At 73.0% G+C, this 20,564-nt stretch carries 17 protein-coding genes; 13 read left to right on the forward strand and 4 right to left on the reverse strand.

What is annotated here, in order from left to right; translation table 11 throughout:
• Window positions 1-254 precede the first annotated feature (254 nt).
• The 9 genes from ACZ407_RS11605 (at window position 255) to ACZ407_RS11645 (ending at window position 10,900) form a co-directional block, all read left to right on the forward strand.
• A complete protein-coding gene (locus ACZ407_RS11605) occupies window positions 255-1,199 on the forward strand; it encodes a TIGR03619 family F420-dependent LLM class oxidoreductase (protein WP_468127610.1) in 945 nt (314 codons plus the stop codon).
• Between the two features lie 28 nt (window positions 1,200-1,227).
• A complete protein-coding gene (locus tag ACZ407_RS11610) occupies window positions 1,228-2,025 on the forward strand; it encodes an SDR family NAD(P)-dependent oxidoreductase (protein WP_468127611.1) in 798 nt (265 codons plus the stop codon).
• Between the two features lie 148 nt (window positions 2,026-2,173).
• Window positions 2,174-3,301, forward strand: a complete 1,128-nt coding sequence (locus tag ACZ407_RS11615; RefSeq protein ID WP_468128026.1) for an LLM class flavin-dependent oxidoreductase — start codon at window positions 2,174-2,176, stop codon at window positions 3,299-3,301.
• A gap of 255 nt (window positions 3,302-3,556) precedes the next feature.
• The gene (locus ACZ407_RS11620; RefSeq protein WP_468127612.1) at window positions 3,557-5,296 is read left to right on the forward strand and encodes an N-acyl-D-amino-acid deacylase family protein; all 1,740 of its coding nucleotides are present in this window, start codon (window positions 3,557-3,559) and stop codon (window positions 5,294-5,296) included.
• Window positions 5,293-6,768 (forward strand): aldehyde dehydrogenase family protein, encoded by a 1,476-nt coding sequence (locus ACZ407_RS11625; RefSeq protein WP_468127613.1) that lies wholly within the window; start codon window positions 5,293-5,295, stop codon window positions 6,766-6,768. The genes ACZ407_RS11620 and ACZ407_RS11625 overlap by 4 nt, the downstream gene beginning before the upstream one ends.
• Before the next feature lie 236 nt (window positions 6,769-7,004).
• Complete coding sequence (locus ACZ407_RS11630) at window positions 7,005-8,567, forward strand: APC family permease (protein ID WP_468127615.1); 1,563 nt, start codon at window positions 7,005-7,007, stop codon at window positions 8,565-8,567.
• A gap of 151 nt (window positions 8,568-8,718) precedes the next feature.
• The gene (locus ACZ407_RS11635) at window positions 8,719-9,009 is read left to right on the forward strand and encodes a hypothetical protein (RefSeq protein WP_468127617.1); all 291 of its coding nucleotides are present in this window, start codon (window positions 8,719-8,721) and stop codon (window positions 9,007-9,009) included.
• A 36-nt stretch (window positions 9,010-9,045) separates the two neighbouring features.
• Window positions 9,046-9,849: a bestrophin-like domain gene (locus tag ACZ407_RS11640; protein ID WP_468127619.1), complete on the forward strand. Its 804-nt coding sequence runs from the start codon at window positions 9,046-9,048 to the stop codon at window positions 9,847-9,849.
• 127 nt (window positions 9,850-9,976) lie between these two features.
• Complete coding sequence (locus tag ACZ407_RS11645; protein WP_468127621.1) at window positions 9,977-10,900, forward strand: FG-GAP repeat domain-containing protein; 924 nt, start codon at window positions 9,977-9,979, stop codon at window positions 10,898-10,900.
• Between the two features lie 271 nt (window positions 10,901-11,171).
• Here ACZ407_RS11645 and ACZ407_RS11650 read toward each other — a convergent pair whose 3' ends face one another.
• Window positions 11,172-11,438: a hypothetical protein gene (locus ACZ407_RS11650; RefSeq protein ID WP_468127623.1), complete on the reverse strand. Its 267-nt coding sequence runs from the start codon at window positions 11,436-11,438 to the stop codon at window positions 11,172-11,174.
• A gap of 223 nt (window positions 11,439-11,661) precedes the next feature.
• Between ACZ407_RS11650 and ACZ407_RS11655 the strand changes: the two genes are divergently transcribed.
• On the forward strand, window positions 11,662-12,117 hold the full coding sequence (locus ACZ407_RS11655) for a hypothetical protein (protein WP_468127624.1): 456 nt from the start codon (window positions 11,662-11,664) through the stop codon (window positions 12,115-12,117).
• Window positions 12,118-12,145: 28 nt separating this feature from the next.
• On the opposite strand, the gene ACZ407_RS11660 is transcribed toward ACZ407_RS11655, so the two are convergent.
• Together ACZ407_RS11660 and ACZ407_RS11665 are read right to left on the reverse strand one after the other, a co-directional pair.
• Window positions 12,146-12,451, reverse strand: a complete 306-nt coding sequence (locus ACZ407_RS11660) for a DUF397 domain-containing protein (RefSeq protein WP_468127626.1) — start codon at window positions 12,449-12,451, stop codon at window positions 12,146-12,148.
• Window positions 12,448-13,284 carry a helix-turn-helix domain-containing protein gene (locus tag ACZ407_RS11665; protein WP_468127628.1) on the reverse strand — a complete coding sequence of 279 codons (837 nt, stop codon included), beginning with the start codon at window positions 13,282-13,284 and terminating at the stop codon, window positions 12,448-12,450. The genes ACZ407_RS11660 and ACZ407_RS11665 overlap by 4 nt, the downstream gene beginning before the upstream one ends.
• Window positions 13,285-13,414: 130 nt before the next feature.
• On the opposite strand from ACZ407_RS11665, the gene ACZ407_RS11670 reads away from it, so the two are divergent.
• Window positions 13,415-13,855 (forward strand): ATP-binding protein, encoded by a 441-nt coding sequence (locus ACZ407_RS11670; RefSeq protein WP_468127630.1) that lies wholly within the window; start codon window positions 13,415-13,417, stop codon window positions 13,853-13,855.
• On the opposite strand, the gene ACZ407_RS11675 is transcribed toward ACZ407_RS11670, so the two are convergent.
• Entirely contained in the window at window positions 13,836-15,143 is a 1,308-nt protein-coding gene (locus tag ACZ407_RS11675; protein ID WP_468127632.1) for a COG1470 family protein, read from the reverse strand. The two genes, ACZ407_RS11670 and ACZ407_RS11675, sit on opposite strands and share 20 nt — an antisense overlap.
• A gap of 173 nt (window positions 15,144-15,316) precedes the next feature.
• On the opposite strand from ACZ407_RS11675, the gene ACZ407_RS11680 reads away from it, so the two are divergent.
• Together ACZ407_RS11680 and ACZ407_RS11685 are read left to right on the forward strand one after the other, a co-directional pair.
• Window positions 15,317-15,976 carry a response regulator transcription factor gene (locus ACZ407_RS11680; protein WP_468127634.1) on the forward strand — a complete coding sequence of 220 codons (660 nt, stop codon included), beginning with the start codon at window positions 15,317-15,319 and terminating at the stop codon, window positions 15,974-15,976.
• Between the two features lie 398 nt (window positions 15,977-16,374).
• Window positions 16,375-20,559 (forward strand): CARDB domain-containing protein, encoded by a 4,185-nt coding sequence (locus tag ACZ407_RS11685; RefSeq protein WP_468127636.1) that lies wholly within the window; start codon window positions 16,375-16,377, stop codon window positions 20,557-20,559.
• The last annotated feature ends 5 nt before the right edge of the window (window positions 20,560-20,564 follow it).

Consider the following 20,564-nt stretch of genomic DNA (forward strand, 5'->3'; position numbering starts at 1 on the left):
CCCCCCCCCCCCCCCCCGGCAACCCGGCTGGCGCCGGGCACCGGGCTCCGCCCGGACCCGCTCCTCAATCGCCGGAGGGGCTGGACTTTGCCGGGCCGCATCCAGCCGCCCAGGCAGCCCAGCGGGGCGAACCCAGCCTCGCCGGCGTTTGAGGCGCCCCCGCCCCGGGGGGCGGAGGGGTTGTCTGGTGGGGAGTCAGGTTCGAGGATGGGGGTCCGGACATGACTGGTCGTCAGATTACGGTGGTGGGTGGTATGCGCACGTTCCCCGAGGGGCACCTCGTCTACGGGATGCAACTCCCGGTCCAATCGCAGAGTTCGATCTACGCCGAGCCGTGGGAGGCCACCGCCACCCCCGCCGACCTCGTCGAGATAGCCAAGGCCGCCGACGAGGCCCGCTTCGCCTACCTCGCCTCCTGCGACCACGTCGCCATCCCCCGCCGCCTCGCGGCAGCGATGAGCACGACCTGGTACGACCCCGTCGCCACCCTCGCCTACCTCGCCGCCGCAACCACCCGCATCCGCCTCCTCAGCCACGTCGCCATCGTCGCGCTCCGCCACCCCCTCGTCAGCGCCAAGCAGTACGCCACCCTCGACCACCTCAGCGGCGGCCGCCTGATCCTCGGCGTGGGCGCCGGGCACGTACAGGAGGAGTTCGAGGTGCTCGGCGTGGACTTCGAGCGCCGCGGGGCGCTCCTCGACGAGTGCCTCGACGCCCTCCGCGCGGCCCTCGGCCCGGAGGAGTTCCCGGAGTTCGACGGCCCCCGGTTCCCCTTCCGGGACCTCGGCCAGCTGCCCCGCCCCGCCCAGCGCCGGGTCCCCGTGTGGGTGGGCGGGTCCTCGCCCGCCGCCGTGCGCCGGGCGGCCGTGCGCGGGGACGGCTGGCTCCCGCAGGGGGACCCGCGGGACAAGCTGCCCGCGCAGATCGACCGGATCCGCCGGCTGCGCGCCGAGGCGGGCATCGAGGAGCCGTTCGAGGTCGGGGCCATCACGGAGGCCCTGTACGTCGGGGAGCCCGGCTGGGACACCGGCCGCCGCACCCTCACCGGCAAGCCGGAACGCCTCGCGGACTCCCTGCGCGGCTACGCCGCCCTCGGCGTGGACCAGGTCCAGGTCCGCTTCCGCAGCCGCGACCGGGCCGAACTGGTCGACCAGATCACCGCGTTCGGGGCCGAGGTGGCCCCTCTCCTCAACGACTGAGAAGGACGACGACCGAGAAGGAGGCGACATGGGCAAGCTGGACGGCCGTGTCTTCGTGATCACCGGTGCCGCCCGCGGCCAGGGCGAGCAGGAGGCCCGGCTCTTCGCCGCCGAGGGCGCACAGGTGCTGCTCGGGGACGTGCTCGACGAACAGGGCGCGCAGGTGGCCGAGGCCATCGCCAAGGACCACGGCGCCGACCGGGCCCGGTACGTGCACCTCGACGTGGGCAGCGAGGCGGACTGGGCGGCCGCCGTGGCCGCCGCGAAGGAGTCCTTCGGCCGGATCGACGGCCTGGTCAACAACGCCGGCATCCTCCGCTTCAACGAGCTGGTGTCCACCCCGCTCGCCGAGTTCGAGCAGGTCGTCCGGGTCAACCAGGTCGGCGCCTTCCTCGGCATCAAGACGGTGGCCCCGGAGATCGAGGCGGCGGGCGGCGGCACCATCGTCAACACCTCCTCCTACACCGGCCTGACCGGCATGGCCTTCGTGGGCGCGTACGCGGCGACCAAGGCGGCCGTCGTCGGCCTGACCCGGGTGGCCGCGCTGGAGCTCGCCGCGAAGGGGATCCGGGTGAACGCCATGTGCCCGGGCGCGGTGGACACCCCGATGGCGAACCCGGCGCTGCTCGACCCCGACGGCCCCTCCCCGGAGGCCGCCGAGGCGATGGCGGAGCTGTACCGGCGGGTGGTGCCGCTGGGGCGGGCCGGGGAGCCGGCCGAGGTGGCCCGCCTGGCGCTGTTCCTGAGCAGCGCGGACTCCTCGTACATCACGGGGCAGCCGTTCGTCATCGACGGCGGCTGGATGGCGGGCGTCAGCGTCCTCTGAGCCCCGACCGGCCCCGCGCCCCGCGCCCCGCCCCGCCCCGCCCGAGCATTTCTGATGGAGCGTCAGCTATTGACGACTTCCGCGCCCGGTGGAACAGTCGGGCACATCGATCTGACGAACAGTCAGAAACTTAAGGACGGTGAACCCCTTGGAATTCGGGCTCTTCGTGCAGGGATACGTGCCTGAGGCGCGGTCCAAGGTCGACCCCCAGGCGGAGCACAAGGCGCTGGTCGAGGAGACCGAGTACGTCATCCAGGCCGACAAGTCCGGCTTCAAGTACGCCTGGGCCTCCGAGCACCACTTCCTGGAGGAGTACTCGCACCTGTCGGCGAACGAGGTCTTCCTCGCCTACCTCGCCCACGCCACGGAGCGCATCCACCTCGGCTCGGGCATCTTCAACCCGCTCGCCCCGGTCAACCACCCCGTCAAGGTGGCCGAGAAGGTCACCATGCTCGACCACCTCTCCAAGGGCCGCTTCGAGTTCGGCACCGGCCGCGGCGCGGGCAGCCACGAGATCCTCGGCTTCCTCCCCGGCATCACCGACATGAACCACACCAAGGAGATCTGGGAGGAGACCATCGCGGAGTTCCCCAAGATGTTCCTCCAGGAGGAGTACGAGGGGTTCCAGGGCAAGCACTGGTCGCTGCCGCCGCGGAAGGTCTTCCCCAAGCCGTACGGGAAGGCCCACCCGGCCATGTGGTACGCGGCCGGGTCCCCGTCCTCGTACGCCATGGCGGCCCGGAAGGGGCTCGGGGTGCTGGGCTTCAGCGTCCAGAAGGTCTCCGACATGGAGTGGGTGCTGGAGCAGTACAAGACGGCCATCCAGGAGGCGAAGGCCATCGGGGCCTTCGTGAACGACAACGTCATGGTCACCTCGACCGCGATCTGCGCCGAGACCCACGACAAGGCGGTCGAGATCGCGGTCAACGCGAACATGAACCGCTTCCAGTCGCTGGTGTTCCGCTACCACGACACGTTCCCGCGGCCCGAGGCGATTCCGCAGTGGCCGGAGATCCTGCCGGAGTACAACGCGGAGATCATCGAACTGCTGATCGCGGAGGAGCTGCTGATCTGCGGGGACCCGTCGGAGGTCCTGGCGCAGTGCAGGCGGTGGGAGCGGGCGGGGGCGGACCAGCTGTCCTTCGGCCTGCCGACCGGGGTGTCGTACGAGGACACGATGACGACGATCAAGCTGATCGGGGAGCACGTGATTCCGGAGATCGACACGGATCCGGTACACCGCACGACCCGCTTCCGCGAAGCCGCAGGCGCGTAGCGCCACTTCCGCACCGGGGCGGCGCCCCACCTGGGCCGACTGCCCACCGGGCGGGGCGAAATCCAGCCCCTCCGGCGATTGAGGAGCGGGGTTCGGGGCGGAGCCCCGAGGCATCCCGGCCGGCGCCGGGCACCGGGCTCCGCCCGGACCCGCGCTCCCAGCCCCCTGGGGCTGGGGAGTTCGAGAGCGGGGTTCGGGGCGGAGCCCCGAGAGCGTCCCGGGGTGGAGCCCCGGCTTCGAGGAGGAAGGGAAGCGATGCTTGACCATGTGATCCGGGGGGCCACGCTCGTGGACGGCACCGGCACCCCCGCCCGCGTCGCAGACATCGGCCTGCGCGCCGGCCGCATAGCCGTGATCGCCGATCCGGGAGGGATCACGGAGGACGCCCGGTCCTCCGAGGACGCCACCGGCCTGGTCCTCTGCCCCGGCTTCGTGGACCCCCACACCCACTACGACGCCCAGCTCTTCTGGGACCCGTACGCCACCCCGTCCATGAACCACGGCGTCACCACCGTCGCCGGCGGCAACTGCGGCTTCACCCTGGCCCCCCTCAACCCCGCCCGCCCCGAGGACGCCGACTACACCCGCCGCATGATGAGCAAGGTCGAGGGCATGTCCCTCAAGGCGCTGGAAGAAGGCGTCGACTGGAGCTGGCACACCTTCGGCGAGTACCTGGACGCCCTGGAAGGGCGGATCGCCGTCAACGCCGGGTTCATGGTCGGCCACTGCGCCCTGCGCCGGCACGTCATGGGCGAGGACGCGATCGGCGGCCGCCCCACCCCCGAGCAGCTCCGGCAGATGCTCGACCTGCTCCACGAGGCCATGGACGCCGGCGCCTGGGGCCTGTCCACCACCCAGTCCGCCACCCACACCGACGGCGACGGGCAGCCGGTCGCCTCCCGGCACGCCGCCCCGGACGAGCTCCTCGCCCTCTCCCGCGCGGTCGGCGAGCACGAGGGAACCCAGCTGGAGGCGATCGTGGCGGGCTGCCTCGACCGGTTCTCGGACGAGGAGATCGACCTCTTCGTCGAGATGTCCGCGGTCGCCGGCCGCCCGCTCAACTGGAACGTGCTCACCATCGACTCCGCCGTCCCCGAGCGCGTGCCCCGCCAGCTCGTCCCCAGCGAGCGCGCCCGCAAGGCCGGCGGCCGGATCGTCGCGCTCACCATGCCGATCCTCACCCCCATGAACATGTCCCTCGGCACCTTCTGCGCCCTGAACCTCATCCCCGGCTGGGGCGAGGTCCTCGGCCTGCCCGTGCCCGAGCGCATCGACCGGCTGCGCGACCCCGCCGTACGGCAGGAGCTGCTGCGCCGCGCCGACAGCAAGGAGGCCGGGGTCTTCCGGCGCCTCGCGCACTTCGGCCGGTACGTCATCGGCGACACGTACAGCAAGGAGAACGAGGGCCTCACCGGACGCGTGGTCGAGGAGATCGCGGCCGAGCGCGGCCAGGACCCGTTCCAGTGCCTCGTCGAGATCTGCGCCAACGACGAGCTGCGCACCGTGCTCTGGCCCATGCCCACCGACAACGACCCCGGCAGCTGGGCCCTGCGCGCGCAGACCTGGCAGCACGAGGACGTGCTCCTCGGCGGCTCCGACGCGGGCGCCCATCTGGACCGCATGTGCGGGGCCCCGTACACGACCCGCTTCCTCGGGGACTGCCTGCGCGGCCGCCGGCTGGTCCCGCTGGAGCGGGCCGTGCAGATGCTGACCGACGACCCGGCCCGGCTGTTCGGGCTGCGCGAGCGCGGCCGGATCGCCGAGGGCTGGCACGCGGACCTGGTGCTCTTCGACCCCGAGCGGATCGAGGCGGGCCCGGCCACCCTCGTCCACGACCTGCCCGGGGACAGCCCCCGGCTGGACGCCCGGGCCATCGGCATCGTGTCCGTACGCGTCAACGGGGTCGAGACCATCCGCAACGACGAGACGACCGGCGCCGTGCCCGGACGGGTGCTGCGCTCGGGACGGGACACCAGGACGGTGAGCACCCGATGAGCCGTGGGCAGCAGGAACCGCAGGACCTGTACATCGGCGGGGCCTGGACGGCCCCGGCGCACGGCCACTACGAGGTGGTGGACCCGGCCGACGAGTCCGTGGTCGGGCTGGCCCCCGAGGCCTCCCGGGAGCAGGTGCACGCGGCGGCCGCGGCGGCCCGCGAGGCCTTCGAGGCCTGGTCGCGGACCCGCCCCGAGGAGCGGGCGGAGATCCTGGACCGGGCCGCCGACCTCATCCAGCGCTCGTACGAGCCGTGGGCGGAGCTGGCCCGCGCGGAGACCGGCGCCCCCACCGGCATCGCGCGCGGCATGCAGGTCGGGGTGGGCGTGAGCCGCTTCCGGCGGTACGCGAAGGGGGCCCTGGAGCCGGTCGAGCGGGGGCTGCCCCCGCAGGTGACCGAGGCCGGCCCGATGGGGAGGGCGAGCGTGCTGGGCGCGCTGGAGGTGCGCCAGCCGGTGGGCGTGGTCACCTGCATCACCTCGTACAACAACCCGTGGGCGAACCCGGCGGGCAAGGTGGCCCCGGCCCTGGCCATGGGGAACACGGTGGTGGTCAAGCCGGCCCCGCAGGACCCGCTGTCGGTGTTCAGGATGGCGCAGGCGCTGCACGAGGCCGGGGCCCCGCCCGGGGTGGTCAACGTGGTCTCCGGCCGGGACGTGGCGGTCGGCGAGGCCGCGGTGGACTCCCCGGACGTGGACATGGTCAGCTTCACCGGCTCCACTGCCGTCGGGCAGGCGATCGCGGAGGTCTGCGGCCGCTCGATGAAGCGGCAGCTGATGGAGCTCGGCGGCAAGGGGGCGGCGGTGGTCTTCGAGGACGCCGACCTCGACGCCGCGACGGCGGGCATCGGCACCACGTTCTCCTTCTACAGCGGCCAGATCTGCACGGCCCCCACCCGCGTGCTCGCCCAGCGCGGGATCTACGAGCAGCTGCTCGCCAAGCTGACCGGCTACCTCGGCTTCATGAAGGTGGGGGACCCGCGGGAGCAGGGCACGGTGGTCGGCCCGGTGATCTCGGCCGCCCACCGGGACCGCGTCGAGTCGTACGTGGAACTGGGCCGGAAGGAGGGCGCCCGGGTGGTCGCGGGCGGGGAGCGCCCGGTGGTGGGCGGCGGCCGCGGGTTCTACGTGGCCCCGACCCTGCTCGCGGACTGCACCAACGACATGCGGGTGGTCCGGGAGGAGATCTTCGGCCCGGTGGTGGCGGTGGTCCCCTTCGACGACGAGGAGGAGGCGGTCCGGCTCGCGAACGACAGCGACTACGGGCTGATCAGCTACGTCTGGTCCGGGGACGTGGCCCGCGCCTTCCGGGTCGCGCGGCGGCTGCGCTCGGGCGGGGTGGGCGTGAACACGATCGGGCGGAACATGGAGGCCCCGTTCGGCGGCTTCAAGCGGAGCGGGGTGGGCCGGGACGTGGGCTCGTACGCCCTGCACGCGTACAGCGAGATGCAGTCGATCGTCTGGCCCGGCTGAACCTTCGAAAACTCGCCCGGGAAAGTTTTGAAACGGGCAAAACGGGCACGCGTACGGTTTCCGCAATCCGGAAGCCGGGCTCCGGGCTCGCCGAAACGATGATCGGCGAGCCCGTGCGCCTTTCATTACGAGTTCGTGAACGCTGGATGCCTCTTCAATCGAAGGGGTTTCGGCTGTCCGTTATCCGGACTTCGGTCCTCCGGATGCTGATTGCGCAGCATTTAGCGTCCTGTCCCATGACTCAGCTGGACGTTCGGCCCCGGGCCGGAGACACGGTAAGCGGCGTCGCCGAGGGCGGCGACCTCCGCGGCAAGGGCCTCGGCAAGGGCTCCGTAGGCCTCCTCGGCAGTGCCGTCATCGGCATCTCCACCGTCGCCCCCGTGTACTGCCTGACCTCCACCCTCGGCTCCACCGCCGGCGAGGTCGGCCTCCAGATGCCCGCCGTCTTCCTGGCCGGCTTCCTCCCGATGCTCCTGGTGGCCTTCGCCTACCGCGAGCTCAACAAGGCCGTGCCGGACTGCGGCACCGCCTTCACCTGGACGGTCAAGGCCTTCGGCCCCCGCGTCGGCTGGATGTGCGGCTGGGGCCTGGTGATCGCGACGATCATCGTGCTGTCGAACCTGGCGGGAGTCGCCACCTCGTACTTCTGGCTCTTCCTCGGGCGGATCACGAGGGACCCGTCGATCGCCGCCCTGGACGGCAACAAGGCCGTCCACATCCTCACCTGCCTGACGCTGATCGCCCTCGCGACCTTCGTCAGCTACCGCGGCATGACCGCCACCAAGGGCCTCCAGTACGCCCTGGTCGCACTCCAGCTCCTCGTCCTGGCCGCGTTCGTGGCCATGGCCCTCCAGGGGGGCGACTCCGGCGCCCTCGACTCCGGCGCCGACTTCTCCTGGTCCTGGCTGAACCCCTTCGAGGTCGACTCCTTCGCGGGCTTCACCGCCGGCCTCTCGCTCTCGATCTTCATGTACTGGGGCTGGGACGCCTGCCTCGCCACCAACGAGGAGACCACCGGCTCCACCAAGACCCCCGGCCGCGCCTCGCTCATCGCGATGGTCGTCCTCGTCGGCTCGTACCTGGCCACGGGCATCGCCGCCCAGATGGCCGTCGGCTCCGGAGACAAGGGCCTCGGTCTCGCGAACCCGGAGAACTCCGACAACGTCTTCCGCGTGCTGGCCGGACCGGTCATGGGCCCGGTCCTCGACGTCCTGCTCTTCGTCGCCGTCCTGGCCTCCGCCGCCGCCTCGCTCCAGACCACCTTCATCCCGGTCGCCCGCACGGTGCTCGCCATGTCCACGTACGAGGCGCTGCCGCCCTCGTACGCCAAGGTGCACCCGCGGTTCAAGACCCCCGGCCGGGCCACCGTCACGGCGGGCGTGGCCACCGGCGCGTTCTACACGGTCATGACCCTGGTCAGCGAGAACGTCCTCACGGACACGATCTTCGCCCTCGGCCTGATGATCTGCTTCTACTACTCGCTGACGGCCTTCGCCTGCGCCTGGTACTTCCGCAGGGAGCTCGCCCGCTCGGGCCGCGACCTGCTGTTCAAGGGGGTCTTCCCGGTGCTCGGCGGCCTGCTCCTCACCGCCGTCTTCGGCAAGACCCTCTACGACGCCTGGGACCCGGCCTACGGCTCCGGCTCGGACGTCTTCGGGATCGGCAGCGTCTTCGTCATCGGGGTCGGCCTGCTGCTCCTCGGCCTGGTGATCATGGTCGTCACCGAGCGCCGCAGCCCGGCGTTCTTCCGCGGCGAGGTGCTGACCAAGGAGACCCCCGCCCTGGTGGTGGAGGACTGACCCGAGCCGCCTGAGCCCCCTTCCCGCTGAGCTGCACGATGCCCGGTGCCGTCCGTTCCTCCGGACGGCACCGGGCATCCGTGCGTGTGGGGCTCGTCCTGTCCCGGTTGACCGGGGGTGACCTGCGCGGATCCGGGTCGTTGAGTCCGGCATGAAGTCGATGAACCCCATGAAGCGCACCCTTGCCGCCCTCGGCCTCGCCGGGGCCGCCCTGGCCCTCGCCCCCGCCGCCCACGCCACCGGCCCCGCTGAGGAATCGATTCCCGGCGCCGACGCCGTCAGCCAGATCATGGAGCTGACCGAGAACCCGGGGGAGACCCTGGAGCAGGCCCAGGTGGCCACCGAGGCCGCCGACGAGAGCCTCGGCACCGCCGCCGAGGCCGCCTCCCCCGCCCTCCAGGGCCCGCTGGAGGCCGTCGCCGACTCGCTGAACCTGGCCTGACCGGCCTGCGGACGGAAGGGGCACAGGGGGACGCGGGTGTCGCTCTGGCTGCTGAACCACCTCGGCACGTTCGCGCTGTCCGTGCTGCTCGTCGGCGCGATCGTGGTGACGGCGGTGGCGGGCAGCCTCGCGGCGCGCAAGGCGCACCCGCGGCTGGCCGAGGGCGAGCACAACGAGATGGTCGGGGTCGTGCTCGGCATGTTCGGCGCGATCTACGGCATCATCCTCGCCTTCGTGGTCGTCACCCTGTGGACCCAGCTGGACCACACCCAGGCGGTGGTCTCCAAGGAGGCCACCGACCTGGCCCTCGTCGTCCGCAGCTCCGAGGTCTTCCCGCCCGCCGACCGGGACCGGGTGCAGAAGGCGGTCGGCGACTACGTCCACGCCGTGGTCGAGGTCCAGTGGCCCAGGATGCGCGAGGGCGCTCCCAGCCACGAGGCCACGGCCCGGCAGACCGCGGACATGTACCGGGCCCTCCAGGCGTACGAGCCCACCGGCGCGCGCAGCCGGACCTTCTACGAGGAAGCGGTCGCCAGCCTCAACGACGCGGCGGGTCAGCGCCGCGAGCGGATCGACCTGGCGACCACCGAACTGCCCACCCTGCTCCAGGTGCTGGTCTTCGGCGGGGCGCTGGTGATCATCCCGCTCACCTTCCTCTACGGGCTGCGGAGCCTGCGGATGCAGTTGCTGTTCACCGCCTCGGTGGCCGCGCTGATCGGCTTCAGCCTGCTCCTGGTCCTGGTCCTGGACCGGCCCTTCGCGGGGGAGCTGAGCGTGGACCCGTCCCCCTACCGGCAGGGGGCCCTGGTGAAGTTCTGGATCCCGGGCGCGGTGGGCTAGCCGCGCCCGGCGGAGCACGCGTGCACAGGGCCCCCGCGGGGCTGTCGCACCCCTGTGCGAGGATTCCGGCACGTATCGGTGCGGTCGGACCAACCGCACCTTTTCATGTGCAACAGGGGGATTTTCCATGACCTTCACCATGCGCGGCCGCGCCGCGAAGCGGGCGCTCGCCGCCACCGCCCTCGCCGTCACCATGGCCGCCACCGCCGGTACGGCCGTCGCGGCCGGGAACCCGGCGGGCGCCGCCGGTTCCGCCGCCGGGGCCGCGGACCGCGCCTCCGCCCCGCGGACCTCCTTCGCCGCCCCGCAGCCGGGCGAGGTGGCCACGCCGCTGTTCCCGATGTGGACCACCGACGCCCTCGGGTACCTGTCCTTCTACGACCCGAACGGCACCGGCGGCTTCCGTCCCCGCCGGGACTCCTGGATCGACTACGGCTGGGCCGTCTCCGTGGCCCAGGCCGACCACGACAAGGACGGCGTGCGGGACGGCACCTGGAACCTGGCCAAGGACGGCCGGATGATCTACGCGGGCGCCGGTTCCGACGCCAAGGACATCGGCAAGGGCTGGCAGATCTACCGCAAGGTGATCTCGCCCGGCGACCTGGGCGGCGGCAAGGCCGCGGACCTGATCGCGCTCGACAAGGCGGGCGTGCTGTGGATCTACACCGCGTACGCCGACGGCAAGGTCACCTCGCGCGTCAAGGTCGGCGCCGGCTGGGGCGGCTACACCGAGCTCGCGGGCCAGGGCGACCTGACCGGCGACGGCCGCGCGGACATCGTGGCCCGCGACAAGGCCGGCGCCCTGTGGCTCTACCCGGGCACCGGCAACTACAAGGCCCCGTTCGGCGCCCGCAAGAAGGTCGGCGCGGGCTGGAACACGTACAACCGGATCCTGAGCGTCGGCGACCTCGACGGCGACGGCGTCTCGGACCTGCTGGCCCGCACCAAGGGCGGGGACCTGTACCGCTACTCGGGCACCGGCAGCGCCGCGGCCCCCTTCAAGAAGCCCGCCAAGATCGGCTTCGGCTTCGGCGGCCTGAACCTGCTCTGAGCCTTGCGGCAGCAGGGGTGGGCAGGCGCGCGCCGGGCGGTTCGGGGGTCCGCCCGGCGGCGTGTGCCGTCCACGCACCGGCCGGCGCGCCCTGCCACCCCGGGCCCCGAGGTGGGGTTCCCGGGGCTGGGTCGGCAGTGCCTGAAGCGCGCCCGGCCGGGCGTGGTTCCGCGGCCCCGTCCCCCGCGGTCCGGGGCCGTGCACCCATCCTGGGCGGCCCCGCTGCCGTCCGGCTGACGTTTCGCTCACGCGGGCGGGCGCGCGGGCGCCTCTAGTAGTAGGCGCTCAGGACCCAGGTGGGGATCATCAGCGGGTAGCCGAAGAAGGTGCAGCTGTACTTCTCGGCCCCCGAGGCCTTTCCGGCGGCATCGCACTCCGCGGCGGTCGCGTGCCAGCTGGTGTGCCAGGACGGGGTCGTGGCCGCGGCCGAGGTCCTGGCCGAGTCGGCCGGTCCGGCCGCGTGGGCCGCTGCGGTGGTGCCTCCCAGGACGAGCGCGCTTCCCAGGGCCAGGGCCGTCACTGCACGGCGCATGCGCATGGTGTTCCCCTCTCGGTCGTGGTGCTCCTGCTTGCTTCAGGTCGTGCCCAGAGCCTGTCGGGGAGCGCTTGAGGATCGACGGGGAACGGGTGGAGTTCTGGTGGAGTGCCCGGGCTTGATCCTTTTGCTCCCGCGCGGGTCCATGGGGTACGTATGGGGAGTTCTTTACGTTCTCTTTAGCGGTGGGTGTGGCGTCGTGCGTGCGGTTTCTTTCGGTCGCGGAGTGGCCGGTCTGATGGGTGCGGGGCTGCTCCTCGCCTCGGTGACGGCCTGCGGCACGCAGGAGGACGTCAAGGCCATGAAGGAGGAGACGAAGCAGCTGGAGGAGCAGACCCAGAAGCTGGAGAAGGAGACGGACCGCATGGTCAACGGCACCTTCGAGGTGGTCTACAAGGTCACCGGCTCCGGCAGGGTCTCCGAGATCGGCTGGTTCGAGGGCGCGAGCGGCCAGACCTCGTCCAAGACCCTCAAGGACCAGACGGTCCCGTGGGAGAAGAAGGTCACGATGAAGGGCGTCACGTCGATCCCGTCCCTCACCGTGATCCTCGGCGAGAAGGGCGGCACGGCCGACTGCGTCATCCTCGTCAACGGCAAGGAGGCCAAGCGGGCCACCGCCAAGGGCGAGTTCGGCATGGCCAGCTGCATCGCCGACCCGGGCGCGGGCCCGGAAGCGGGCTGACGCCCGGGCCGGCGGGCGCGTTCGTCGGCTACGCGACCGCGTAGCCGACGAAGGCGGTCCAGGCGGTGGGGGTGAGGGCGAGCTGTGGGCCGTCCTTGACCTTCGAGTCCCGGACGTGAACGGTGTCGCAGGCGCAGGTGGCAACCTCGACGCAGGAGTCGCCTTGGCTGCCGCTGTGGGTGGACTTGTGCCAGGGGAGGGCGACCTCTACGCAATCGTCACCCTGGCTGCCGCTGTACGTGGACTTGTGCCAGGAGAGCGCTACCTCGACGCAATCATCCCCGTCGCCGCTGCTGTAGCTGCTCTTGAACCAGTGCAACTCGGAGCTGCTCATAGGTTTCCTCGCATTCGCTTCAACAGGCCCACGGATGCCGCGGAATTGAGAGCCTGTGAGCGCAGTTTGGCATACCGCTGCTGCAGGACGCTGATGACTTTGGCGTCCGAGATCAGCTGCCCAGTTTTCTGGCCTTCGCTGTACGCCAGCCACTTGTGGTCCTCGGTTTCGAGGAGCCGGATGGGGCCTGCGGTGCCTGCATGTTCCGGCTGGACCAAGGGCATGATCTGCACCTCGATGTTGGTCCGCGTCAAGATCTCCAGCAGGTGGTCGACCAGTTCACGGGTGACTTCCGCGCCGCCAGTCTGCCGCTCGATCACCGACTGCTCGATGATGAAGCTGAAGTCGATGAGGGGCGTGCGGGTCAGCAGCTTCTGGCGTTCCAGGCGTGCCGTCACGCGAGCCTTTACCTCGTCGGGAGTCGGGGGCGGCAGGACGTTGCGAACCAGGGCGCGAGCGTAGGCCTCCGTTTGTAGCAGCCCCGGGACGAGTCGGCATTCGTACGTGTTCAGGGTGACAGCGGTCTCCTCCAGGGCGGCCCAGGGGCGGAACCAAGACGCTATGCCCCGCTGCCGGGTCAGCTGTCGCGCGGCCATGTGCAGGATCCCGAATGCATCGAATACCTCCTCGGCCCGGTCCACGAAGCGGTCCGACGGGTACCGCCGCCCCTGCTCGATCGAGCCGATGTACTGCACGGAGTAGCGCAGCCGGTGAGCCGCCTGCTCCTGCGTCATGCCCGCGCGCTTGCGAAAGGCCTTGGCCATCTCGCCGAAGTTCAGCAGGCTGCTGTTGGGCTGGACTTCGGATTCACCGTCACCGTCGACGTTGGTCATGCCCGTCACCTCCCCGAGCGGAATCATCACGGGGTGTAACCACGCCTGTCCAGAGCGGGAACTCGTACAACTCCAGTTGTACGAGTTCCGTTGCTGCCCAAACCCATGCCACCTGCGGGAACTTGGGGCCATGAACGCACTCGCCCCCGCCCTCGCCGCGCCCGTACGCATGTTCACACAGCGTTTCAGTCCGACCCGGCGCGGGGCCCGGCTGGCCCGGCATCTCGCCGTGCTCCAGTTGCACGACTGGGGGGTTCCGCTCGACGGGCAGGACTCGTACGCGGCCTCCGTCGTCATCGCCGAGCTGGCCGCGAACGCCGTCACGCACGGGCGGGTCCCCGGGCGGGACTTCGAGCTGCGGATGCAGCTGCGGCCCGCCGCCCGCACGCTCCGCGTCGAGGTGTCCGACGCGCGCGGGGAGCGCATGCCGCAGTCCCGCGGGTACGGCCTGACGCTGGTTCAGGCGTACGCGCGGTACTGGGGCGTTGCGGACCGCCGGGTCGGGAAGACCGTGTGGGCCGAGCTGGGCGTGCCGCCCGGCGCCGGCGCCGTTACTCCAGCGTGCCGCTGAACAGCGCGGCCGTGGCGCACTTGGTCGGGGCCGGGCCCGACGGCGGGCGGCCGACCGTGCGGCAGGTGACCGTCACCGTGATCTCCTGCTTGGAGCCGACCAGGATGGCCGAGGCCCAGTGGAAGTCCTGCTCGCGGAAGTTCTCCAGCGCGGGGGCGAGCAGCGGCTTCCCGGCCACGGACAGGACCACCGTGCCGGTGTCCCCCTGGGGGTTCTCCAGCACCAGGTCCGTCAGGCGCAGCACCTTGTCCTCGGGCACCTTGTACGTCGTCGCCTCGGTGCCCCCGGCCGGGGCGCTCGCGGTCAGGCGGTACGAGAACAGGGCCGCCTGCGGCTGCGGCTGCGGGCCCTCGCCCGGCTTGCCGGAGGTGCTGGGGGACGGGCTCGGGCCCGGCTTGTCGCCGTTCTTGCCGTCGGAGCCGCCCGAAGCGGCCTTCTTCGCCTCCTCGGCGGCCTTCTTCGCCTCGTCCGCCTTCTGCTGCGCCGCCTGCACGGGCTCCTTGACCGCCTCCTTGGCGGCGCTGCGCACCACCGGGCGCAGGATCCCGAACCACAGGCCCGCCAGCAGGGCGAGCAGGACCAGCAGCCAGACCAGGGCCTTGACCAGGCCCGGGGTGATCAGCGGGCGCTGGAGCAGCGAGCCGTCGAGGGGGGCCGGGGGCACCTCGGGGGCGCCGTCGGGGCCGGGGGCGGGGGCGGCTGTGACCTGGAAGACGTGCGGGACCGGCACCCCGCGCCAGAGCAGCCGCTTCGGCTTGACGGGCAGCTTCACGAAGGCGGCCCGGCCCGGTTCGACCACGGTGGCGGCGGCGGGCAGCTTGAAGGTGAGGAGCTCGCCCGCGTCCTTGCCCGAAAGGGCAACCGTGAGGGGGTAATTGCCGCGGTTGTCGAGCGCGACCTGATAGGTGGCGCCGGTGCGGCCCTGGCCCATGCGCGGGGTCAGCTCGGCGCTGAAGTCGGCGTACGGGCGGATGTGGATGCTGCCCTCGGGCACGGTCGCGTGCTGCGGCTCCTCCTGCGGGAGCACGCGTACCCCGTACGTCAGTTCACCAGGCGGGACGGTCGTGTCGCGCGGGGGTGTGACCACCAGCTCGACCTGCCCCGAGGTGTCGGGATAGAGGGAGATCGTGGCGGGTTCGACCACCGTCCAGCGCGCGGCCGGGCCCAGCACCTCGAAGGTGTAGTGCTCGACGACGTTCCCGCTGTTGCGCAGGTCGAGCGGGATCCGGGCCTCTTCGCCGGGAAGCACCGACGCGGGCGAGGCGTCCAGATGAGCGGAAGTGGTCATGGAGCGAAGGTAGGGAGACCGGCCGAAGGCCCGCCGCTCCCGTAGGGACACACCCGGGGGCATGCCGTGTTGCCCGTTGAGTCCGCGTGGAGTGCCTGCTGACTGCCCGGGTGTTCACTGTCCGCCGTACGAGCGGAGAGGTGGGGATTCTCCGGAGAGCAGGGGGTGTCGCGATGCGTTACCACGGTGAAAGCGGAGCGGAACGGATCCCGGTGCGGCTGACCGCCCAGGACCCGATTTCCCAGGCCGGACTGGCCGGGCAGCTGAGGAACTGCCCCGAGGTGCAGCTCCTGGGGGACGAGGAGGACTACGAGGGCAAGGGGCGGCCGCTGGTCGCGGTGGTGTCGGCGGACCGGGTGGGGGAGGCGGAGCTCCAGACACTGCGCCGCTTCCAGCGGACCGGGGAGAGCCGGATCGTGCTGGTGGCCACGGAGCTCGACGACGCGGGGCTGGTGGCGGCGGTCGAATGCGGGGTGGTGGGGGTCGTACGGCGGGCCGAGGCCTCCGCGCAGCGGCTGGTGCAGGTGATCTCGGCGGCGGCGCGGGGGGAGGGGAGCGTGCCGGCGGACCTGCTGGGGCGGCTGCTGGACCAGGTGGGGCGGTTGCAGCGGCAGGTGCTGGATCCGCGGGGGCTGGCCTTCACGGGGCTGGCGCCGCGGGAGGTCGATGTGCTGCGGCTCGTCGCGGAGGGGAGCGACACGGCGGAGATCGCGCGGACGCTGGCCTTTTCGGAGCGGACGGTGAAGAACATCCTGCACGACGTGACGACGCGGCTGCAGTTGCGGAACCGGTCGCACGCGGTGGCGTACGCGATGCGCCAGGGCTTCATCTAGCCGGGCACCGGAGGCTCCGCCCCGGGCCCCCGCGCCTCGATCTCCCCCGACCCCAGGGGGCTGGGGGTACCTCCTGGCGGGGCTGGAGTTCGGCCCGTCCGCGGTTCGCATCCGGGCGGGGAAATTGCAGCCCGTCCGGCGTTTGAGGACCGGGGTCCGGGGCGGAGCCCCGATGCCCGTTCGGGCAGTGGGGGTACCCGAAGCGTTGCCCCTCGCCCGGGTGCCACCGCGGGTGCAGACCCGCAAGGGTTTGCGTGAGGAGGGCTGTCCGGATGCCGTCGGCGCCACCGGGACGCGCCCCGGGCGCCCGGGAGCACGTCCGGCGGGGGCGCGTGCGAGATGTGCTTCGGGTGCGGTGGGCCGAACGGGTGCGCGGGGCCGCGCGTCGGACCCGAGGGGTGCGGCGCACCCCCGGGGCAACGACCGGGATCCGGGCCCGGACCGGCCCGGATCCCGCCGTCCGGCGGGGGCTCGGCCTGGTGCTGGCGCTCGGCCTCGTGGCCGCCGTCCCGGCCGTCGCCCCCGGCCGCGGCGCGCAGACCGCGGTGGCCGCGGCCGCCGCGCCCGGGGATCCCGCCCCGCCCGACCCGGGCCGGATCGCGTACATCGGGGACGGCGAGCACCGCAGTCTCGTGACCGTCGGCGACGGCGGGGCGGTGAGCCCCCTGCTGCCCGTCGGGACGGCCGGGAACGACTGCCAGGCCCGCGCCCGCGGGGACGAACTGGTCTGGGTCAGCGACCGGGACGGGACCGGGGACGGGCTGTACCGGCGCACCGGCGACGGCCCCGCCGTGAAGGTGTACGCGCAGGAGGGCCGCCGGATCGTCAACCCCGTGCTGTCGCCCGACCGCCGGTGGATCGCGTTCGTGGGCTGGGACGGGGACGGCAAGGACCTGGATCCGAGGTCCGGCAACCGCTGCGACGACGAGGGGATCGGTTCGGGTACGGACGCCAAGCCGGGCGTGTTCGTGATCCGCCCGGACGGCAGCGGACTCCACGAGGCCGTCGCGGACGCCGACTGGGTGGACTGGTCCCCGGACGGCCGGGAGTTCGTGTTCACGCGCGGGGGGCGGGCCTTCCGCCGGACCGTCGCCGACGGCGGCGCGGAGCGGCCCGTCACCCCGGCCGGCTCCCCGGCGGAGAAGCCCGTGTGGGAGCCCGCGGTCCCCGGTTCCAAGGACCGCATCGCGTACGTGACCGAGGTCGGCCGCGACACCGGCGACGGCACCGTCACCGCGCAGGTGCTGGCGACCGTGCCCGCCGGCGGCGGCGGGACCGCCACCCCCGTGCAGCTGGCCACCGGCACCGACTACTCCTGGGCCCGGAGCGGGGTGGCCTGGTCCCCCGACGGCACGCAGCTGCTGTTCCTCTCGTACGAGCCGTACCTCGTGCCCCCCGAGCCGCGGCCCTGCGGGGTGTGCCGGGGCGAGCCGGTCTTCGACGACGAGGACGACCTGCCGGTCTACCCCGAGCAGGTCGGCTGGTACACCCGCGCGGGCGCCGGAACGGCACAGGTCCTGCTCTCCGCGCAGGACCCGGAGCCCGTCGACATCGAGCGGTCCCGCCCGTCCGTGCCCCTCGACCGGCTCCGGCTGCGCGCCGCCCAGGGACAGGAGAGCGACCTCTCCAACCCCGCGTACGCGCCGGACGGCCGCCGGATGGCCTTCGTCGCCACCACCGGGCCCAACGACCGGCCCACCACCGAGCGGATCCTCGTCGGCGACCAGGACCGGCTCGCCGAGGCCGTCCCGCTCGGCTACACGGGCATGGACCCCAACGAGCACCACGGCCGGCCCGCCTGGTCCCCCGACGGCACCAAACTCGCCTTCTCCCGCTGGGCGGCCCCCACCCCCGGCACCCCGCAGCCGTACGCGCAGATCGCGGTGGTGGACATCGGTGCCGGGCCCGACCGGGGGACCCTGCTGTACACCCTGCCCGGGGTGCCCCCGCGCGGGTCCCAGGTCTGCCACACCGACGACCGCGACCCGGCCTGGTCCCCGGACGGCGGTCAACTGGCCTTCTCCCGCTGGTTCACGTGTGACCTCGGGCCGATCGACCCGGGCTCGCTGGATGCGGCTCCGCGCGGCTCCGCGCCGCGTGACTCCGGGGGCGCGACCGCATCAGGCTCCCGCGCGGCCGACGCTGCCGCCCGCGCGGCCGATCCCGCCCCCCACCCCGCGGTCACGCCCGCCGCCGCGGACCTCGCACCCGTGTCCGCGGCGGCGGCCCCCGCCCGGGCGGCGGCCCCCGCGGCCCCCGCGGCCGTCCCCGCTCCCGCCGCCACCCCCGCCCCCGACCCCGAGGACGAGCGGGACCGGCACATCTGGACCGCGCCGGCCGCTCCCACCGGGACGCAGACCGACCTCACGCAGAAGCAGTGCGCCCCCAACGACCCCTGCCGGGTCCTGGACCTGCGGCCCGCGTACCGGCCCGGCGACACCCCGGAGATCGCCTTCGTCCGGCAGACCACCACCTACGAACCGCCCCGGATCCGCCTCGCCCGGCTCTCCTCCGGCTACGACGGCGACCGCATGGTGCTCGCCATGGCCCCCGACGGCAGCAACTGCCGCACCGTGCTCCCCGCGGGCACCGCGGGCTGCCCGATGCGGGTGGGCACCTGGCCCGGCGACCTCGACTACGAGCGGCCCGACAACCCCGCCTGGTCGCCCACCGGCGGCCGACTCGCCGTGAACGTACGGCAGTACTACGGGGAAGGCGGGCGCGCCACCCGGCTGATGACCGTGGACGCCGCCGGGGTGAACCGCACCGTCCTGGTCGGCCGCACCGGCGTGCACCAGTCGCAGCCCACCTGGGAGCCCAGCGCCGACCTCCGGCTGACCGTGTCCACCGGGGACTCCCCGCTCCTCCTCGGCGCCACCGCCACGGTGGTGCTGGACCTGTGGAACCAGGGCATCGCCGACTCCCCGGGCACGAGCATCCGCGTACAGCTGCCGCCCGGGCTCACCCCGGCGGGCCCGCTGCCCGCCGGCTGCGCCCCCGATCCCGCGCCCGGGGCCGGCGGGGTGCTCGTCTGCGCCGTGGGCACGGTGAAGACCGGGACCAAGGCGACCGTGGAACTGCCGCTGAAGGGGACGGCGCTGGGCGAGCAGCCCGTGAGCGCCACCGCGACCAGCGGGCTGCCCGACCACGCGCCCGCCGACAACGAGGGCCGGACGGTCGTGATCGTCGTCGCCGCCGACCTGGTGGTCACGGCCACCGCGACCCCGCCCGTCGTGCACATCAACCGGCCCTCGCAGGTGGTCTTCACCATCCGCAACGCCGGGACCGCGGAGGCCGCCGCAGCCGTGCTCAAGACGACCGTGCCGCCCGGTCTCACCGTGGTCGGCGGTACGCCCTGCCCGCCCGCCGGCTGCCCCCTCGGCAGCCTGGAACCGGGCGGGTCCGCCACCGTGACCCTCGGGCTGACCTCGGCGAACGCCTTCACCGGAAGCATCCGGGGCACAGCGTCCACCACCACCGTGGACCCCGACTCGGAGAACGACACGGCCGAGGTGGACCTGACCGTGGTCGACCCGCGGATGCCCGACCCGGCGGTCACCGTGACCGCCACCCCCGACCACATCCGCACGGGGGAGCGGTCCACCCTCGTGTGGACGGTCCGCAACCTCGGTGACGCCCCCGCCAGGAACGTGGTCCTCACCCCGCTCCTGCCCGACCGGGTGACCGTGGTCTCCGCCGATCCGGCCTGCCCGCCGGGGCCCGACGCCGGCTGCCCCCTCGGCGATCTCGCCCCCGGCGCCTCCGCCAAGGTCACCCGGGTGGTCACGGCGGCCGCCCCGCTGAGCGGCGCGGTGGTCGGCACGGTCACCGCGGCCGCCGACTCCAACCCGCGCAACAACGTCGCGGCCGCGGTGCTCACCGTGGACCGGCAGCCGCCGCCGCCCGCCGCCCGGGTGGCCGACCCCGCCGTGGCGGTGACCGCAGGTCCCCGTACCGCGTACACCGGCGGCCGGGTGACGGCCGAGGTGGCCGTGCGCAACGGCGGTCCGGCCAAGGCCACCGGCATGCGGCTCAAGGTGTCCGCCCCGGCCGGGATGCGGGTGCTGTCCTCGACCCGGCCGGACTGCCTGACGGCCGCCGGCTGCCCGGTGGCCGACCTGGGTCCGGGCGCCCGGCGGACGGCCGTACGGCTGGTCCTCGCGGCGGACGCGGCCCTGACGGGGGTGGTCGCCGGGACCGTCGCCACCACCGGCTCGGACGCCAACCCGCGGAACAACACGGCGAGCGCGGCCGTGACCGTACGGGCCCCGAAGCTCGTGCTCAACCCCGAGCTGGGGCCGCCCGGTTCGGTGACCCAGGCGCTGGGCAGCTCCTTCCCGCCGGGCGCGACCGTACGGCTGAAGTGGAGCAAGGGGGTCACCGTGGCCTCCGCCCCCGTGGTGGTCCGGGCCGACGGGACCTTCTCGGCCCCGGTGCTCGTGCTCGTCCAGGACGCCCTGGGAGAACGGGAGCTGGCCGCCTCGCACGGCGGGGGCCGGGTCCCGTACTTCCGGCCGGTCCGGGCGCCGTACCTGGTGGTGCCCGGGGTGCTCCAGCCGTCCGACTTCCAGTGGCGCCACTGAGAGGG

The organism is Streptomyces sp. NPDC030809, from assembly GCF_055572195.1.

Coding starts and splice junctions, on each gene's coding strand:
- ACZ407_RS11605 (WP_468127610.1), top strand. CDS start 255: ATGCGCACGTTCCCCGAGGGGCACCTCGTCTACGGGATGCAACTCCCG.
- ACZ407_RS11610 (WP_468127611.1), top strand. CDS start 1,228: ATGGGCAAGCTGGACGGCCGTGTCTTCGTGATCACCGGTGCCGCCCGC.
- ACZ407_RS11620 (WP_468127612.1), top strand. CDS start 3,557: ATGCTTGACCATGTGATCCGGGGGGCCACGCTCGTGGACGGCACCGGC.
- ACZ407_RS11625 (WP_468127613.1), top strand. CDS start 5,293: ATGAGCCGTGGGCAGCAGGAACCGCAGGACCTGTACATCGGCGGGGCC.
- ACZ407_RS11630 (WP_468127615.1), top strand. CDS start 7,005: ATGACTCAGCTGGACGTTCGGCCCCGGGCCGGAGACACGGTAAGCGGC.
- ACZ407_RS11635 (WP_468127617.1), top strand. CDS start 8,719: ATGAAGTCGATGAACCCCATGAAGCGCACCCTTGCCGCCCTCGGCCTC.
- ACZ407_RS11645 (WP_468127621.1), top strand. CDS start 9,977: ATGACCTTCACCATGCGCGGCCGCGCCGCGAAGCGGGCGCTCGCCGCC.
- ACZ407_RS11650 (WP_468127623.1), bottom strand. CDS start 11,438: ATGCGCATGCGCCGTGCAGTGACGGCCCTGGCCCTGGGAAGCGCGCTC.
- ACZ407_RS11660 (WP_468127626.1), bottom strand. CDS start 12,451: ATGAGCAGCTCCGAGTTGCACTGGTTCAAGAGCAGCTACAGCAGCGGC.
- ACZ407_RS11665 (WP_468127628.1), bottom strand. CDS start 13,284: ATGACCAACGTCGACGGTGACGGTGAATCCGAAGTCCAGCCCAACAGC.
- ACZ407_RS11670 (WP_468127630.1), top strand. CDS start 13,415: ATGAACGCACTCGCCCCCGCCCTCGCCGCGCCCGTACGCATGTTCACA.
- ACZ407_RS11675 (WP_468127632.1), bottom strand. CDS start 15,143: ATGACCACTTCCGCTCATCTGGACGCCTCGCCCGCGTCGGTGCTTCCC.
- ACZ407_RS11680 (WP_468127634.1), top strand. CDS start 15,317: ATGCGTTACCACGGTGAAAGCGGAGCGGAACGGATCCCGGTGCGGCTG.